At 57.4% G+C, this 17,078-nt stretch carries 15 protein-coding genes; 12 read left to right on the top strand and 3 right to left on the bottom strand.

The features are described from left to right. Positions 1-67 precede the first annotated feature (67 nt). The gene (locus tag E0L35_RS09270; RefSeq protein WP_138800113.1) at positions 68-871 is read left to right on the top strand and encodes a TlpA disulfide reductase family protein; all 804 of its coding nucleotides are present in this window, start codon (positions 68-70) and stop codon (positions 869-871) included. 113 nt (positions 872-984) lie between these two features. After that, positions 985-3,930 (top strand): RNA polymerase-associated protein RapA, encoded by a 2,946-nt coding sequence (rapA, locus tag E0L35_RS09265; RefSeq protein WP_039860224.1) that lies wholly within the window; start codon positions 985-987, stop codon positions 3,928-3,930. Here rapA and E0L35_RS09260 read toward each other — a convergent pair. Beyond that, entirely contained in the window at positions 3,927-4,829 is a 903-nt protein-coding gene (locus E0L35_RS09260) for a TIGR01777 family oxidoreductase (RefSeq protein ID WP_138800112.1), read from the bottom strand. The two genes, rapA and E0L35_RS09260, sit on opposite strands and share 4 nt — an antisense overlap. Positions 4,830-5,321: 492 nt before the next feature. On the opposite strand from E0L35_RS09260, the gene E0L35_RS09250 reads away from it, so the two are divergent. From E0L35_RS09250 to E0L35_RS09215, 8 genes are all read left to right on the top strand, one after another. Continuing rightward, positions 5,322-6,242 carry a MerR family transcriptional regulator gene (locus tag E0L35_RS09250; protein ID WP_009288159.1) on the top strand — a complete coding sequence of 307 codons (921 nt, stop codon included), beginning with the start codon at positions 5,322-5,324 and terminating at the stop codon, positions 6,240-6,242. Between the two features lie 86 nt (positions 6,243-6,328). Further along, on the top strand, positions 6,329-7,741 hold the full coding sequence (phrB, locus tag E0L35_RS09245; RefSeq protein ID WP_138800239.1) for a deoxyribodipyrimidine photo-lyase: 1,413 nt from the start codon (positions 6,329-6,331) through the stop codon (positions 7,739-7,741). A 31-nt stretch (positions 7,742-7,772) separates the two neighbouring features. Further along, positions 7,773-8,204: a nuclear transport factor 2 family protein gene (locus E0L35_RS09240; RefSeq protein ID WP_022520889.1), complete on the top strand. Its 432-nt coding sequence runs from the start codon at positions 7,773-7,775 to the stop codon at positions 8,202-8,204. Between the two features lie 36 nt (positions 8,205-8,240). Beyond that, positions 8,241-9,026, top strand: coding sequence for an SDR family NAD(P)-dependent oxidoreductase (locus tag E0L35_RS09235; RefSeq protein WP_022520890.1), 786 nt, complete (start codon positions 8,241-8,243; stop codon positions 9,024-9,026). After that, positions 9,023-10,390 (top strand): FAD-dependent oxidoreductase, encoded by a 1,368-nt coding sequence (locus tag E0L35_RS09230; RefSeq protein ID WP_138800111.1) that lies wholly within the window; start codon positions 9,023-9,025, stop codon positions 10,388-10,390. Before E0L35_RS09235 ends, E0L35_RS09230 begins: the two co-directional genes overlap by 4 nt. A 32-nt stretch (positions 10,391-10,422) precedes the next feature. Further along, a complete protein-coding gene (locus tag E0L35_RS09225) occupies positions 10,423-11,187 on the top strand; it encodes a DUF1365 domain-containing protein (protein ID WP_085947163.1) in 765 nt (254 codons plus the stop codon). Then, positions 11,184-12,452, top strand: coding sequence for a cyclopropane-fatty-acyl-phospholipid synthase family protein (locus E0L35_RS09220; protein ID WP_138800110.1), 1,269 nt, complete (start codon positions 11,184-11,186; stop codon positions 12,450-12,452). Before E0L35_RS09225 ends, E0L35_RS09220 begins: the two co-directional genes overlap by 4 nt. Further along, positions 12,453-12,962: a DUF2878 domain-containing protein gene (locus E0L35_RS09215; protein ID WP_022520893.1), complete on the top strand. Its 510-nt coding sequence runs from the start codon at positions 12,453-12,455 to the stop codon at positions 12,960-12,962. Here the strand turns inward: E0L35_RS09215 and E0L35_RS09210 are convergent. Further along, on the bottom strand, positions 12,940-14,781 hold the full coding sequence (locus tag E0L35_RS09210; RefSeq protein ID WP_138800109.1) for a GGDEF domain-containing phosphodiesterase: 1,842 nt from the start codon (positions 14,779-14,781) through the stop codon (positions 12,940-12,942). The two genes, E0L35_RS09215 and E0L35_RS09210, sit on opposite strands and share 23 nt — an antisense overlap. A 281-nt stretch (positions 14,782-15,062) precedes the next feature. Between E0L35_RS09210 and fabA the strand changes: the two genes are divergently transcribed. Both fabA and fabB read left to right on the top strand, forming a co-directional pair. After that, a complete protein-coding gene (gene fabA, locus E0L35_RS09205) occupies positions 15,063-15,578 on the top strand; it encodes a 3-hydroxyacyl-[acyl-carrier-protein] dehydratase FabA (RefSeq protein WP_022520895.1) in 516 nt (171 codons plus the stop codon). 13 nt (positions 15,579-15,591) lie between these two features. Then, the gene (gene fabB, locus E0L35_RS09200; protein ID WP_022520896.1) at positions 15,592-16,809 is read left to right on the top strand and encodes a beta-ketoacyl-ACP synthase I; all 1,218 of its coding nucleotides are present in this window, start codon (positions 15,592-15,594) and stop codon (positions 16,807-16,809) included. Positions 16,810-16,886: 77 nt separating this feature from the next. Here fabB and E0L35_RS09195 read toward each other — a convergent pair. After that, a partial coding sequence (locus E0L35_RS09195; protein ID WP_138800108.1) for an IS3 family transposase occupies positions 16,887-17,078 on the bottom strand: 192 nt, incomplete at its 5' end.

Below are 17,078 nucleotides of genomic sequence, written 5' to 3'. Positions count from 1 at the left end.
GCTTCGCAGCATGCTTAACTGGGAACCCGAATTAAAAACCTACGTTGAAAACCTGAACGGGAAATCCATGAACGCCATTGCTCTCGGCCCGCTACTGATTTCGCTACCACGCCTGTACGCCGTTGGCTGCGCGCTGCTGCTACTGCTCTGCGCGCGCTTCTTGCTAGGGCTGCCTCGCCCGGCTCAGCAGCGCTGGTTTACCGGGCTTATTATTGTTTGGTTAGTGGGCGCTCGAGTGGGCCATATCCTGCTCAACCTGGATAGCTATAGCGTCGCCCCACTTGAAGCGCTCAAAGTCTGGCAACCCGGCTACCATGGCCTGTGGGGGATGACGGCTGGCTTGGTATGGACGGCCTGGACGCTGCGGGCTCGGTTACTGGCCATGGGCGGAGCAATGGCCATGCTGATCGCCGCTTCTAGCCTATGGCTGGTGCTGGTCACCCTGGCGCCCCTGGGCAATGACTTTGCGGTTGACGCCCTACCGGAGATCACCCTTGAGGATGTGGAAGGCAATGACGTGCATCTGCCCTCACTGACCGACAACGCTGACCTGATTATCGTCAACCTGTGGGCGACCTGGTGCCCTCCCTGCCTGCGTGAAATGCCGCTGCTCGAGGAGGCTGCAAAACGCGATGGTGTCAGCGTGGTGGTTGCTAACCAAGGCGAAGACCTACTGCCCATGGTGCGCTACCTGGATGAGCAGCAGCTTGAATTTCGCTACGCCCTGCGTGACCCCAGCCAGCAGCTGGTGGCGCTTTTTCAAGCACCGGGATTGCCCACCACAGCGCTGTTCGACGGCCAGGGGAACACCCTGGATATCCACGTTGGCGAGCTTACTCGCGCCCAGCTGGATCGCTGGTTACAAGATTGATGCCGATACACCTTAATCCCCCCGCTGCTTTGCGTTAGAATCCCCCGCCCTGTTGCTGCCGGCGCTCACTACCGGCGGCAGTCGACCCGTTTTGCAGACTCTCCCGAGGCATCATGAGCGATTTTTCTCCCGGCCAACGCTGGATTAGCGACGGCGAAGCCGAGCTTGGGCTCGGTACCGTGCTTAACTGCGACGCCCGTAGCGTTACCATTTTGTTCAGTGCCAGTCAGGAAACCCGTACCTATAACACCCGCCAAGCCCCGCTGACCCGCGTTATGTTCGGCAGCGGCGACCGCGTACTCTCTGCTGACGGCTGGCAGATCGTTGTCGATGACAGCAAAGAGTCCAACGGCCTGATCACCTATATCGGTGAAGACAAGGAAGGCAATCTGCGCGAGCTGCCCGAGGCCAAACTCGCCGATACCATGCAGTTCGACCAGGCTCGCGACCGCCTGCTGACCGGCCAGGTCGATCGCAACGACTGGTTTGATTTGCGCTTTCGTACCCTGCACCACTATCAACGTATCGAGCAGCACAGCGCGCTAGGCTTTTCCGGGCCGCGCATCGATCTGATACCCCATCAGCTCTACATTGCCAATGAAGTGGCCAACCGCCATGCACCCCGGGTACTGCTGGCGGATGAAGTGGGCCTGGGTAAAACCATTGAAGCTGGCCTGATTCTGCACCGCCTGCTGCTCAATGGCCGTGTTGAGCGGGCGCTGATTCTTGTGCCCGACAGCCTCACTCACCAGTGGCTGGTCGAGCTGCTGCGGCGCTTTTCGCTCAACGTCTCGCTACTGGATGAAACCCAGAGCCAGGCCCACGGCAGCGCCAACCCCTTTGAGAGCGCCCAGCTGGTGCTAGCGAGCCAGGGCTGGCTATTTGCCAACCCTCAGCGTCAAGAGCAGGCACTGGCCAGCCAGTTCGACCTGCTGATTGTTGACGAAGCGCACCACCTCGACTGGAGTGAAGAAGGCAGCGGCCCCGGCTATCGGTGCGTTGAACAGCTTTCGGCGGTGATTCCCGGCCTGCTGCTGCTCACCGCGACCCCCGAACAGATGGGTATCAAGAGCCACTTTGCCCGCCTGCGGTTGCTGGATAGCGAGCGCTACCACGATCTTGAGCGCTTCAAAGCCGAAGAGAGCCACTACACCGAAGTGGCCCGCGCCATCGACGCCTTGGAGGCACTGCCTGACGACCCTAGCGCCCGTAGCGACGTCTCCGCGGTAGCCGATGACCGCGACAGCCAAGCGCTGCTGGCCATCCTGTGCAACCCGGAGGCAAGCAAAGCGCAGCAGGACACCGCTCGCGACCAGCTGAGCGAAGCGCTGCTGGATCGCCACGGTACCGGTCGAGTGATGTTCCGCAACAGCCGCCGTCACGTAGGAGGCTTCCCGGAGCGGCGCTTAAACCTGGCACCGTTAGCGCTGCCTTCGGCCTACCGTCGCGTGGTGCGCCGCTTAGAGCGCGACGACGACTACCTCGACGAGCTGTTGATCGAGACCGGCATGGATCACCCCGACGTGCTGATCTACCCCGACGCGGCCTACCGCGAGCTCAGCAATGATCCCCTCAATGGCGAAGACTGGTGGCACATCGACCCGCGGGTTAACTGGCTACTGGAAAAGCTTAGCGACGACAGTGAGAGCGGCTTCGCCAACGAAAAAGTCCTGGTCATTGCCCACCACCGGGAAACCGCTGAAGGCCTTGCTGAAGGGCTACGGGTGCTGGGCGGCTACCACGCGCCGGTGTTCCACGAAGACCTCTCCCTGATCGAGCGTGACCGCGCGGCGGCGGCGTTTGCCGATGAGGATGAGGGCGTACAGGTTCTGGTCTGCTCGGAAATTGGCTCAGAGGGGCGCAACTTCCAGTTCTGCCGCCACCTGGTGATGTTCGATATGCCCCAGCACCCAGATCAGCTCGAACAGCGCATTGGCCGCCTGGATCGCATCGGTCAGCGCCACGCTATTGAGCTGCATATTCCTACTTTTGAGGGCAGCCCCGGCGAGCGCCTGCTGCGCTGGTACCACGAAGGTATGGATGCGTTCAGTGCCCCCCATGGGGTCGGCAACGAGCTGTTTGATGCCTTTGGTGACGCCCTGGCTGATGCCTTGCTGGATGATGAGGCACTTGACGAGATCATCGCCGAAACCCGCACGATGTTTAGCGCCAAGCTGGCGGAGCACGATGCGGGCCGCAACCGACTGCTGGAGCTCAACGCCTGCCGCCCCGCCCGCGCTCAGCAGGTGATCGACGCGGTGCGCGAGCTTGACGATGACGCCGCCCTGCCGCGCTATCTTGAGCGAGCGTTGGATATTTTCGGCGTGGATAGCCAGGAGATCGGCAAGGGCTTAATGCACCTGCAGCCCAGCCAACATATGCTGGATGGCCTGCCGGGCCTGGTTAAAGGTGAAGAGGGCTTTACCGCCACCTACAGCCGCTCCCAGGCGCTGGCCCGTGACGATGTGCAGCGGCTCTCCTGGGAACACCCACTGCTGCGTGAAATGATGGGTCGGGTGCTGGATGGCACCATGGGCAACTCGGCGCTGGCGCTACTGCGCCACGACGCCATTCCCAGCGGCCGCTTGATGGCCGAGCTGGTGTTTCGCACTCACTGCCCGGCACCCAAGAAGCTGCATCTTAACCGCTTCCTGCCACCCACCGCGGTGCGTTTGCTGCTGGATGAATCGGGCGCCAACCTGACCAGCAAGATCTCCTTCACCGGCTTGGGCAAAAACCTGCAGAAGGTCAACAAGTCGCTGGCGCGGGATTTGATCAAGAGCCGTCACGACCAGCTGCGTGAACTGCTAACGCAGGGTGAAGGCGAAGCCGAGCGCCAGTTGCCCAGCATCGTCGAGAACGCCGAAGCGCGTATGCGCACTCAGTTGGACGCCGAGATTGCCCGCTTAACCGCCCTGGCTGAGCACAACCCGGCGGTGCGCAGTGCGGAAATCGACGCGCTAAAAGATGAGCGCAAGGCACTTAGCGAAGCCATTGAAAACACCCGCCTGCGGCTGGACTCAGTACGGGTGATTATCACCGTTGATGCCGACCGCTAAAGGATCGCCTCAAGCGCCTTGTCCAGGGTGGGGTATTGGAAGCTAAACCCTGCCTCTTCCAGGCGCACGGGGCGCATATCTGCTCCGGTCAGCAGTAACCGCGACATTTCTCCAAAGCCCGCTTTTAATACAAAAGCGGGTACTGGGAAAATGGCCGGGCGATTGAGGTGACTGGCCAGGGTTTTAGTGAAGGTGGCATTAGTCACTGGATGCGGGGCACAGCCATTGAAGGCACCGCTCAAGTCCTCTTGATTGATGAGAAACAGGATCGCCGCGACTAAATCGTCGCGGTGGATCCACGGCATAAACTGCTCACCGCTGCCAAAGCGGCCACCCAGCCCCCACTTAAACGGCGGCAGCATCCTCTCCAGGCTGCCTCCACCCGCCTCTAGCACTAGGCCAATGCGCACAATCGCCAGCCGCACGCCCATGGCCTCAATAGGCTTAGCGGCTGCCTCCCACTGTTTGCACAGCCGATGGGCAAACTCATCGTTAGGTATGGTCTTCTCAGTCACCACGCGCTTGCCCTGATCGCCGTAGTAGCCCATCGCTGAACCCGACACCATCACCTTGGGCAGCGGCTGGCCGTTAGCTTTGAGCTGCTCGCAAAGCGCCACCAACTGCTCGGTCGCCGACACCCGGGAGTTAATCAGCTTGGCTTTCTGCTCATCGCTCCAGCGCTTGGCGGCAATCGGCTCACCGGCCAGGTTAACCAAGGCGTCCGGCGGCGATTCAATAAACGCCTGGGCGCTATCGCGAATGTCACAATTGTTCGGCAAACGATCCCGCACTTGGTGAGGCGAGCGGGAGACCACCTGCACCTCGTGACCCTGTTCAACTAACTGCCGGCATAGTCGCTGGCCGACAAAGCCACTGCCTCCGGTGATTAATACACGCATGGGGTTTTGCTCCTGTTGGTGGCATCGTTGAAATCCTGCATAGCCGCCTGGCCGACACTTACCTATCAGGCTAGTTCACGCGGCCGGCAGGCGCACAATGATGATCAAAAGCGCTGCTTATCGCTGGCGCTATGCGCAGCCATCAACTACTTGCGCACATGATTTCTTATACAATGCAAGTGGCCTGGCTCTGTGCGGCGACAGCTTCCGCGACGGCCGCGTTGAGGATGCCTGGCTATCCGGCCACCGTTTAGGAAAGGCGCTAATAGGTCGGTCGGTTCAATAAAGAGCGAGCTTAAATGATTAAGAAGGATTCTTATAAAGGTTGTACCGGGTAGCGACAAGTTGTACAAATGGGCATACAGTATCGTGCTAATGTTTAGTTTTTAAATCAGGCAACCTTTAAATGGAACATGAATCACCTTCGCCGCGGCGAACAATAACAAGCCCCTGCAGCGCCGCACTGCAGTCAACGAAGAGGTACTGGCGCCCATGAGTCTTAAGGCGACCCACCCCCCCGATACGCCACTCTATCCGATACGCGAGGTTTCTCGCTTAACTGGGGTGAATTCGGTCACGCTTCGCGCCTGGGAACGACGTTACGGGCTAATTCGCCCCCAGCGCACTCCGAAAGGTCATCGTCTTTACGCTCAGGACGACATCACCCGCATCGAACGCATCCTGCAGTGGCTCAATCGTGGTGTGCCGGTCAGTCAAGTCGCCGACTTGCTTGACCAGCCAGAAACAATTGAAGCCCCGTCACCTGATGCCGGAGACTGGGCGAGCCAGCGCCAGCAGTTGCAAGCTATTATCGAAGCGTTGGATCTCGCCAAGCTGGAGGCGTTTTATCATCAGAGTTTGGCGCTCTACCCACTGAGCGTGGCCATTAATGAACTCTGGCAGCCAGTTATTTTGACCTTAGAAGCCAAGTGGGCCATTCAGGCAGACCAGCTTGTTCGCCGCACGTTGGAAGCCTTTCTGCGCAGCCAGGTGGGCATCCGCTTGCACTATGCCAATCAGGCTACCCGTGGCCCGCTGATTCTACTCAACGCCATGCCCGACGACCCCGGCCCGCTGTGGGTACTGATGTCGGCGCTAATGGCCAGCGAGCAAGGCTACCGGGTGCAGATGCTTGACCACTCGCTGCCGCTTGAGGATCTTCCCCAGGCAGTGGCGCGGCTGCACTCGTCCATGGTGCTGCTCTCTAGCGGTCAGCGGGAGAGCGATAGCTATATCAACCAGGCGCTGCCTAAAGCGGCTGAGACGCTTAACGTACCCATCGGCGTATGCGGCGAAGTGGCTCGTCTGCGCGAAAACGATTTGCGCGATGGGCCAGTACACATGCTGGGCGATGACCTGCCTCAGGCGATTGCCCGGTTGCGCCCGCTATTACGCGAGTCGGGCGTACTCTAGCCAGCACGCTTTTATCCTGGCCGTTCGCCCATGTGGCGACCGGCCATTTTTTTGTGCCGCAGGAGCCCCCTATGACAGGTGAGCGTATGAAACATCAGTTGATATGGCTGCGCAGTGACCTGCGTATTGACGACAACAGTGCCCTCGCCGCCGCCGCGGCTAAGGGCCCTGTGATAGCGGTGTTTTTGCGCAGCAATGCCCAGTGGCAACAACATGGCCACGGCGCTAATAAGCTGGATTTTTGGGCGCGCGGCGTCGCTAGCGTCAAAACGGCGCTTAACGGTTTGAATATTCCGCTGCTGTATCGCGATATTGAACGTTATGACCAAGCGCCCGAGGCACTGCTCGACATCGCTCGCGAATATGCCGCTGAACAGCTGCACTTTAACTATGAGTACGCGCTCAATGAGCGGCACCGTGACCAGGCAGTGCAGGACGCCTTTAAGCAGGCCGGTATTGCCGCCCATGGTTACCACGACGCCGTCGCCTTTGCCCCCGGCAGCCTGCTAACCGGGAAGGGCGACTACTACGGGGTATTTACACCGTTCTCCAAGGCGTGGCACAAGCAGGTCAGCGCTGATCAGTTGGCGCTGCGCGCGACGCCACAGGTACAAGCGGTGCTGGATATTCAAAGCGACCTGCTGCCTGAACTTCCCAAGCTTGATAGCTCCCCTATCGATGGGCAGCTGTGGCCAGCCGGTGAAAATGCCGCGGCGGATAACTTAGCGCGCTTCCTACGCTTTCGTGGTCGTCACTATAACGCCCAGCGCGACCTACCGAAGGTGCGCGGCACCAGTGAACTGTCGCCCTACCTGGCACTCGGCATGATCTCCCATCGCCAGTGTCTACAAGCAGTGATGGCAGAGAACGGCGGGGATTTAGCCGATGGCGATATTGGCCTTACGACCTGGGTCAACGAGTTGGTCTGGCGGGAATTTTATCAGCACGTAGCGGTGGGGTTTCCGCAGGTATGCCGTTACCAGCCCTTTCAGGAGCATACCAAGCAACTAGCTTGGCGTGACGATGACGAAGGCTTTCAGGCTTGGTGCGAGGGGCGTACGGGATATCCCATTGTTGATGCCGCCATGCGCCAATTAGTGAACACCGGCTGGATGCATAACCGACTGCGCATGATCACGGCGATGTTTTTAAGCAAGCACCTCCTGATTGATTGGCGGCGCGGCGAGGCTTTCTTTATGAAGCATTTGGTGGATGGTGAATTCTGCGCCAATAACGGCGGCTGGCAATGGGCGGCCTCTACGGGTACTGATGCTGCGCCCTACTTCCGTATTTTCAATCCCACCACCCAATCCACCCGTTTTGATGCGGACGGTGAGTTTATTGCCCACTGGCTGCCTGAGCTTGCCAAACTACCCGCCAAAGCGCGCCACGCGCCACCTCAGGATCTGCTTAGCGACGTCGATTATCCAGCGCCTATTGTCGATCACAAGGCAGCACGTCAGCGCGCCTTAGAGGCATTTAAATCGCTCTCTAAATAAATCTGTTGTAGCAACTACTAGGGAGACCGTGATGGCTGAGCCTGCGGTATTAGAGGCGTTCTGCGCCTTTTTCAATAAACTAGACAATACCTGTACAGAAAAGCTATACGAGGTATATACTGAAAATATAATTTTTAGTGACCCGCTGCACCATATTGAAGGTCGCGACGCGTTAGCGCTTTATTTTTCAACCATGTATGAAAATGTCGAGCAGTGCCACTTCACTTACCACACTCGACAGTTACAGGGTCAGCAAGCATTTGTCACCTGGAGCATGACGTTTATTCATCCCCGATTGGCAGGTGGCCAGCCGGTCAATGTGGAAGGCTGTAGCGCACTTACCTTTGCCGCCGATGGGCGCGTTGAGCGTCATCGCGATTATTTTGATGCGGGCGCCATGCTTTACGAACATTTACCGCTGATGGGAAGCGCCATTCGCTGGTTAAAAAAACGCCTTGCCTAAGCGATAACATCACCGCAGGGAACCCGAGGAGGCTTAATGAGCACATGGAAAACGCCCCAACGCATTTGGTTAACCGGTGCCACCTCCGGCATTGGTGAAGCGCTTGCGCGTAAGCTCATCGCCCAAGGCCACCAGGTAGTGCTTAGCGCGCGCAGTGACGAAGCACTCGAAGCTCTGTGCCGGGGCCACCCCAATGCCCACCCTCTCCCGCTGGATATCAGCGACCGTCAAGCAGTGCTCAAGGCGGGTAACGACATCCGCGAGCAGCTCGGGGCGTTAAATTTGGCGCTCTTTAATGCCGGCACCTGCGAATATCTGAATGCTCAGCAGTTCGATATGGACTTAGTCGAGCGGGTTTTGAAGCCCAATCTATTCGGCACTTTGTACGGCGTCGAAGCCGCACTGCCGCTGTTGCGCGCGGCGCGCAAAGAGGGCCTCCTGGCTCGGTTAGCCGCCACCTCCAGCGCTTCAGCCTATTTACCGCTACCTCGTGCGGAAGCCTATGGGGCGTCTAAAGCCGCGGTAAGTTACTTTTTAGAGTCGCTGCGCTTAGACCTTGATCAGGAGGGCATTGAGGTCAGCCTGATCCACCCTGGCTTTGTTAAAACGCCGCTCACCGAACGTAATGACTTCCCTATGCCGATGCAGGTAACGGCAGAGCAAGCAGCTGATGCCATTATCGCGGGGCTGGTGAAGGGGCGGCTGGATATCCACTTTCCACGCCGGTTTACCTATCTGGTCAAATTGCTGGGCATTTTGCCCCCCACTGTGCGCCGTCAGATTGGCCTGCGCATGACCCGCAGCCAAAAGGAGTCGTCATGAGCGCCATGGCATCGCAAAGTTCTGGGGCATCACAACGTATTGCCATTGTTGGCAGCGGTATTAGCGGCATGGCAGCGGGCTGGTACCTCTCCGCCCAACATGACGTCACGCTGTTTGAAGCAGATTCACGCCTGGGAGGGCACACCGCCACCATGGACGTGAACGTTGCGGAACACTCCTACGCTATTGATACCGGCTTTATTGTCTTTAACGACTGGACCTATCCGCACTTTCAGCGCCTTATGGCCACCCTGGGCGTCGCCTCACAAGCCGCCGAAATGAGTTTCTCGGTACATGAAACAGCGCGGGATTTTGAGTACAACGGTCATACCTTGGGCTCGCTGTTTGCCCAAAGACGCAATTTGTTTAATCCCTCTTTTTATCGCCTGCTGGGCGACATTCTGCGCTTTAACAAGCAGGCCACCAACGCGCTGGAGAGCCAACAGCTTCCCGAATATATAACCCTGGGTGAATACCTGGATCGCAACCACTACAACCGCGATTTTCAGCAGCGCTACTTACTGCCCATGGGGGCTGCCATCTGGTCGGCCAGCATCAGTGATTTACGCGCTTTCCCGCTGGCGTTTTTTGTGCGTTTTTTTCGCAATCACGGCCTGCTATCGGTCAACCATCGCCCCCAGTGGTACACCCTGGTGGGCGGTTCGAAAAGCTATATCCCCGGTCTGACGGCGCCCTATGCATCGCGTATTCACCTCAATACACCGGTCACCCGAATTACCCGCAACAGTACCGGCGTTAGTATCACCACGCCCTCCGGAACCCAGCGCTTTGACCAAGTAGTGCTCGCCTGCCACGCCGACCAGGCCCTGGCCATGCTGGGCGACGCCAGCAGCGACGAGAAAGCGATCCTCGGCGCCATGCCGTACCAGGATAACGAAGTGGTGCTACATACCGATACCGCCCTGCTGCCGCGGCGCAAGCGCGCCTGGGCGAGCTGGAATTACCGCCTGGATCAGCGCGATAGCGAAGCACGGGTATCGGTCACTTACGCTATGAATATCCTTCAACGGATAGAGAGCGACACCACTTTTTGCGTGACCCTGAACGACAGCGCCAGCATTGATCCAAACAAGGTGCTGGGCCGCTACACTTACGCACACCCCCAGTTCACCCTGGCTGGCCAGGCGGCTCAGGCACGACACGCCGACATTTCGTCTACGGCCCATCGCACCCACTTTTGCGGTGCTTACTGGCGTAACGGCTTCCACGAAGACGGCGTGTGGAGCGCACTGCGGGTGGCGCAAGCGTTAGGCTGTGATGAAGCCGCCCCGCCGCCTGCGCCACCTTCCGCGCTACCTGCCCATGAGCTGCTAACGCCGCAAGGTGTCGAGGGGCTGAGTTGATGGCTAGCATGCTGACTGAAATGACAGCTGGGATAACCACCCAGCCACGCTCGCGTATTTATCGTGGCACCCTACGCCACCGGCGCTTTACGCCCAAATCCCACGCCTTTAGTTACCAGCTATGGATGGCCTGGCTGGATTTGGACGAGCTGCCCGAGCTGTTCGACAAAGTGCCCGGCTTTAGTGCCCGTCGCCCTGCGCTGGCGCGTTTTCGTCGCGAAGACTATCTGGGGCCGGTTGATCGCCCGCTGAAAACCGCCGTTCGCGAAGAGCTAATTCGGCAGTTGGGAAGCGCGCCTAATGGCCGTATCTGCGTGCTTACCCAGCTACGCACGCTGGGCTGCATGTTTAACCCTATTTCCGTCTACTACGCTTACGACCACCTGGGGCGACTGACAGCCGTATTAAGTGAGGTCACCAATATGCCCTGGCGTGAGCGCACCTGCTACGCCAGCGCGGTGGATCCCTCACGCCATAGTCACCAAGCACATTTCGATAAAGACCTCCACGTCTCGCCGTTTAACCCCATGGAGATGACTTACCGTTGGAAGTTTAATGCACCCGGCGAAAAGCTCTTTCTGCATATGGAAAATTGGCAGGATCAGCAGTGCCATTTTGATGCCACGTTGACCCTTGACGCCTCACCCGCCACCCGCGGCACGTTGCTAAAAGCCTTGGCTCGCCAGCCATGGATGAGCCTGAAAACCATTGCGGGTATTCATTTTGAAGCACTTCGCCTGTGGCTGAAGCGCGTCCCCGTTTATAACCACCCCAAGCGCAAGGAGACTTCAAAGTGACGACCCTGCGTTCCACGCCCCCTAACCTTCAACCGGTTGCCGAAAGCCGCTTAACCAAGTGGCTAAAGCCACGCCTAATGGCCCAACTGGACGCCTTTCGCGGCGGTCGTATCACCCTGATTGAAGGCGATCAGTGTCATCACTTGGGTCAGCAAGGCCCGCTGCAGGTGACCGTGGTGATACGCCACTCCCGCGCCTGGAAGCGCCTTGCCTTTGGCGGTACAGTGGGGGCTGCAGAATCGTATATGGACGGCGATTGGGACGCCGACGATCTGGTCGCCCTGGTACGGCTGTTCGCTGCCAACCTTGAGCATGTGAATGGGAAAATGGAGAACGGCAGCGCTCGCATTGCCCGCTGGCTGCTGGGTGCCGCCTACCGCTTTCAGCGCAACAGCCTAACTGGCTCGAAACGCAATATTGCCGCCCACTACGATATTGGCAACGATCTGTTTTCCACGTTTTTAGATCGTCATCACTGGATGTATTCAAGCGCCGTTTTCCCCTATCCAGAAGCCAGCTTGGAAGAGGCTTCTACCTATAAGCTCGATTTGATGCTTGAAAAGCTCGATGTACAGCCCGAGCATCACCTGCTAGAGATTGGTACCGGCTGGGGAGGACTGGCGATTCACGCCGCCAAAACCCGTGGCTGCCGTGTCACCACAACCACCATTTCGGACGAGCAGCACGCCCATACAGCAAAACGCATTATGGAAGAGGGGCTGGGGGACAGAATCACCCTGCTTAAGCAGGATTACCGGGAATTGACCGGCCGCTATGACCGGCTCATTTCGGTAGAGATGATTGAAGCGGTGGGGCATCAGTACCTCGATACCTACCTCAACAAGCTGGATAGCCTGCTGACCGACGATGGGCAGGCCATGCTGCAAGCCATCACCATCCGCGATCAGCGCTTTGAAGAAGCTAAACGCGATATGGACTTTATCAAGCGCTACATTTTTCCTGGCGGCTTTCTTCCCTCGCACCACGCCATGTTAACCAGCGTTATGCGTAAAACGTCGCTGAACATCGTCGCGCTGGATGAAATTGGCCCGCATTACGCGCGCACATTACGCGAGTGGCGCCACCGCTTCGAAGCCAGCCTGGAGCAGGTGAGAACACTGGGCTACGACGAGCGCTTTATTCGCATGTGGCGTTACTACCTGTGCTACTGCGAGGGTGGTTTTATCGAGCGCTCCATCGGCACCTGCCACCTACTGCTGGCGAAACCCGCGGCGAAACCCCTTCCGCTCACAGGCGCGCTCTAAATGGTATCGTGCAAGTGGCAGACGCTGGTGTTGAATGCCCTGCGCTTTGAGGCTGGCTGGCTACTATGCGTACTCGGTGGTTCATGGGTAGCAGCCTTTGCAGGGGGCAGCCTGTTGGCCTGGCATCTATGGCGCTGCGCGTGGCCCGGAGAGTGGCGCTTTATCGCCGGATTTGCGCTGCTGGGACTAGTGATTGATGGAGGCTTGCAATTACTAGGTGGTTTCGATTTTAACGATCAAACGCTGGTGCTAGGGCTTCTGCCGCTATGGCTATGGATGCTCTGGCCGCTGTTTGCCACCCTGGTCTATCACTCACTGGCCTGGCTGTGGCGCTACCCGCTGCTAGCCGCGCTATGTGGTGCCATTAGCGGCCCACTCTCTTATTATGGCGGCGCACTACTGGCAGAGGTGACCCTGTCGGCTTGGTTACTGCCCGCTCAGGCGCTCGTTTGGGCGTTGCTTTGTGTGGGTATTAGCTATTTTAAGCCTATGAGGCAGAGGGGACGGTGACTGGTGCAGGCACCAGACGTTTTTCCAACTCAGCGGCGGCAAGCGGTCGAGCAAAGTAGAACCCCTGTACGGACGTGCACCCGGCATTAACCAAGAACTGACACTGCTCTTTGGTTTCAACACCTTCGGCAATCACTCCTAGCCCCATGCCTTCCGCCATCGCTAGCACCGCCTTAACAATCGAGGCGTCCGCCTGATCGTGCGGCAGCTCTTTAATGAAGGCCCGATCGAGTTTAATTTTGTCCACCGGCAAGCGCTTCAAATAGCCAAGCGACGAATAGCCCGTACCAAAGTCGTCGATGGCAATCGCAAAGCCTTGATCCCGTAGCGCCTGCAAGCGTGGCCCCATATCCCCCGCACGCTCGTCGAGTAGCACCGACTCCGTCAGCTCTAAGCCAATTTGCGAAGACTTCAGTTGGTAACGCTTTAGGCAGGTCGTCAGTTGGCTCTCCAGGTCACCTTGAAACAGCTGCAGTGCCGAAATATTGACCCAAATTGTTAGCTTGGGCATAGCACTATTACGCCAATGGGCTTGCTGGGCACAGGCTTTTTCGATCACCCAGGCGCCCAGTTGACTCATTAAACCATGCCTCTCGGCCAACGGAATAAAGTCGCCTGGGGAAATCATGCCATCTTTGGGATGGCGCCAACGCAGTAACGCCTCCATGCCCACCAGCTCGCCGCTGGCAGGGTCATGCTGGGTTTGATAATGCAGTTCCAACTGGTCACCGGAAATAAGCGCGGCGCGCAGGTCACTGACCAGCGCCAGTTGAGGATTATCCTGCTTATCCAGCGCCGGGCGAAAGCGCTGACTTAAGTTACGTCCTAGCCGTTTGGCGCTATAAAGCGCCGACTCTAAGCGCTGGAAGAGTACGCCGGAGTCGTTACCATCTTCAGGCACGCGACAGCTGCCAATCGTGAGCCCTAAGCGCAGCGAGTGGTCGTTAATTTCAAAGGGCCGACTCATATGCTCACGCAGGGTGGCTACCCACTGGTCGTGATCGTCAAAAGTGGTGGTACGGATTACCATAAACTCATCGCCGCCCAGGCGCCCTACCACGCTCCCTGCTACATAGCCTGTTAGCCGCTGGGCAAAACGTGCTAACAGCCGATCACCCTGCTCAACCCCCAGGCTATCGTTGACTGATTTCAAACCATCTATATCCACCAGCGCCATATCCAGGCTCTCACCTGCGCGTAAATGGCGCAGGTGAGAGGCAAGCAGATCGTGGAGACGGCGACGGTTAGGCAGCCCAGTGAGAGGGTCCTCATAGCCGATACGGCGTAAATCGCGCTCACGAGCTTTTTGTGCCGAAATATCGGCAAACAAATTAATAAAATGGGTAATGTTGCCGCGTTTGTCGGTCACGGCACGGACTTTTAGCCACTCGGGGTACTCGTCGCCGTGTTTACGGCGGCTCCACATTTCACCTTCCCAGCGGCCGGTGCTTTTTAGCGTACTCCAAAACGTTTGATAAAAGGCTTTGTCATGGCGCGGGGCTGCCAGTGTCTCCAGCTTCAGCCCTTGAATCTCTTGGCTGGCATAGCCGGTAATTTCGGTAAATGCTGGGTTAACCACCATCACGCGATTTTGCGCATCGCTAATCACCATGGCATCGCTGGCAAGTCTTAACGTATCTTGCGACAGTCGCAGACGTAGCTGCTGTTGACGCACTTGTTTCCAGGCGTCCCACAGCCCAAGCGCGACCAGCGATGCTGCCACCAGACGTAGCATCGCATCAGGTATCCAAACACAGGCGGGAAGCGCCGTCAGTGCGACCCAAACTAACGGACGATTGAGTGAAACAGGAAGCCACATGGCGATTCGCTATACCCTATACAAATTAACTCAGATAAAAATTAGCGTTAGGTGCCATGCTGATCATGCCGCCTAATAAGTCACTTGGATACTCTATATTACGGCAATGGAACACTTATTGTGCATAATCGGCTATTAATGAGCCAAGCCGCTCACTTTTAGTGCTATCGGCCAACCCGCTAAAATCTCTAGTGATGGACGATAAATAGCCTGTTACGTGCATTCAGCGGTTTCGGGAAGTAGACTAGCCACACAACCAATTTGATATTCGGAACGATTCAGTGACCAAGCAACATTCCTTTGATCGCGAAGAACTGCTGGCCTGCTCCCGCGGCGAGCTATTCGGCCCCGGAAATGCACAGCTCCCGGCTCCTAACATGCTGATGCTTGATCGCATCAAGCACATTCACGAAGAGGGCGGTGAGCATGGCAAGGGCGAGCTGATCGCCGAGCTGGATATCACGCCTGACTTGTGGTTCTTTGACTGCCACTTCCCTGGGGATCCCGTTATGCCTGGCTGTTTAGGGTTAGACGCCATGTGGCAGCTAGTTGGGTTTTACCTGGGCTGGCTAGGCCACCCTGGTCGCGGACGTGCGCTTGGCTGCGGCGAAGTTAAATTCAGCGGACAGATCCTGCCGGATGCACAAAAAGTGACCTATAGCATTAATATTAAGCGTATTATTACCCGACGTCTTATCTTGGGTATCGCCGACGGCACCGTAACCGTCGACGGACGCGACATTTATCAGGCTAATGATCTGCGCGTTGGCCTATTTACCTCCACTGCGAATTTCTGAACAGGAGGCTCCCATGCGACGAGTGGTAGTCACCGGCCTTGGCATCGTATCGTGCCTTGGCAACGACCAACGACAGGTCCTGGACGCGCTCAAAACTGGGCGTAGCGGTATTCGTTTTAAGGAAGAGTATGCCGAGCGTGGCTTCCGTAGCCATGTGGCAGGCAGCGTCGATATCGATCTTGAAGCACTCATTGACCGCAAACTGCTCCGCTTTATGGGCGACGCGGCGGCCTATGCTTACGTTTCTATGGCCCAAGCTATCGAAGACGCTGGGCTAAGCGAAGCGCAGGTCTCCAACGAGCGTACGGGGCTTATTGCGGGCTCTGGCGGTGCTTCAAGCGCTAATCAGGTTGAAGCAGCCGACATACTGCGCGAAAAAGGTCTGCGCCGCGTTGGTCCTTATCGCGTCACTCGGACAATGGGTAGCACTGTGTCAGCGTGCTTGGCAACGCCGTTTAAAATCAAAGGCGTCAATTACTCCATCTCTTCTGCCTGCGCGACCTCCGCACACTGTATTGGCAGCGCGATGGAACAAATTCAGCTTAACAAGCAGGATGTGGTATTTGCCGGTGGCGGAGAAGAGGAGCACTGGACCCTCTCCTGTTTGTTTGATGCCATGGGTGCGCTCTCTACCCACTACAACGATACCCCTGAAAAGGCCTCACGCCCTTACGATAAAGCTCGTGACGGCTTTGTTATCGCCGGCGGCGGTGGCATGCTGGTGTTGGAAGAACTCGAGCACGCTAAAGCCCGCGGCGCCAAGATCTATGGCGAACTGGTGGGTTACGGCGCGACTTCTGACGGCCATGATATGGTCGCCCCTTCGGGAGAAGGTGCTACGCGTTGCATGCGTCAGGCGATGGCAACGGTCGATGGTGATATTGACTACATCAATACCCATGGCACTTCGACACCCGTCGGCGATGTTGCCGAACTGAAGGCGATACGCGAAGTGTTTGGGAATACAACACCTGCCATGAGCTCGACCAAATCGCTCACCGGCCACTCCCTGGGGGCTACCGGTGTACAGGAAGCGATCTACTCACTGCTGATGATGCAACACAACTTTGTTGCCGCCTCAGCGAATATCACCGATTTGGATGAGCAGGCCGACGGCTTTGATATTGTCACCGAACGCCGCGATGACGTGACGATAGAACGTGCCTTGTCTAATAGCTTCGGCTTTGGCGGTACCAATGCGTGTTTAGTCTTCCAGCGTTTCAACGACTAACGCTACGGCTACTCGCATGATAAGCATAAAAACGGCGCCCATTGTGAACTGACCCCATAAACTTGGACAGTGAAAAACTAAGCAGCCAAGGCCTGATTTCGGTACTGCACCGGACTCAGGCCTTTTAATTTGGTCTTAATCCGCTCGTGATTGTAGTAATGGATATAGTGCCGAATGCCCGCCTGTAATTGCTCAATGGTGTCAAAGCGGTTCAGGTAAAAATATTCTGACTTCAGCGTACCAAAGAAGCTCTCCATTGCGGCATTATC

This window comes from Halomonas sp. ATBC28, assembly GCF_005937175.1.
GTDB classification, from domain to species: domain Bacteria; phylum Pseudomonadota; class Gammaproteobacteria; order Pseudomonadales; family Halomonadaceae; genus Vreelandella; species Vreelandella titanicae.
The sequence above is the reverse complement of the archived record's forward strand: the minus strand, read 5'-3'. Positions and strand labels throughout refer to the sequence as shown.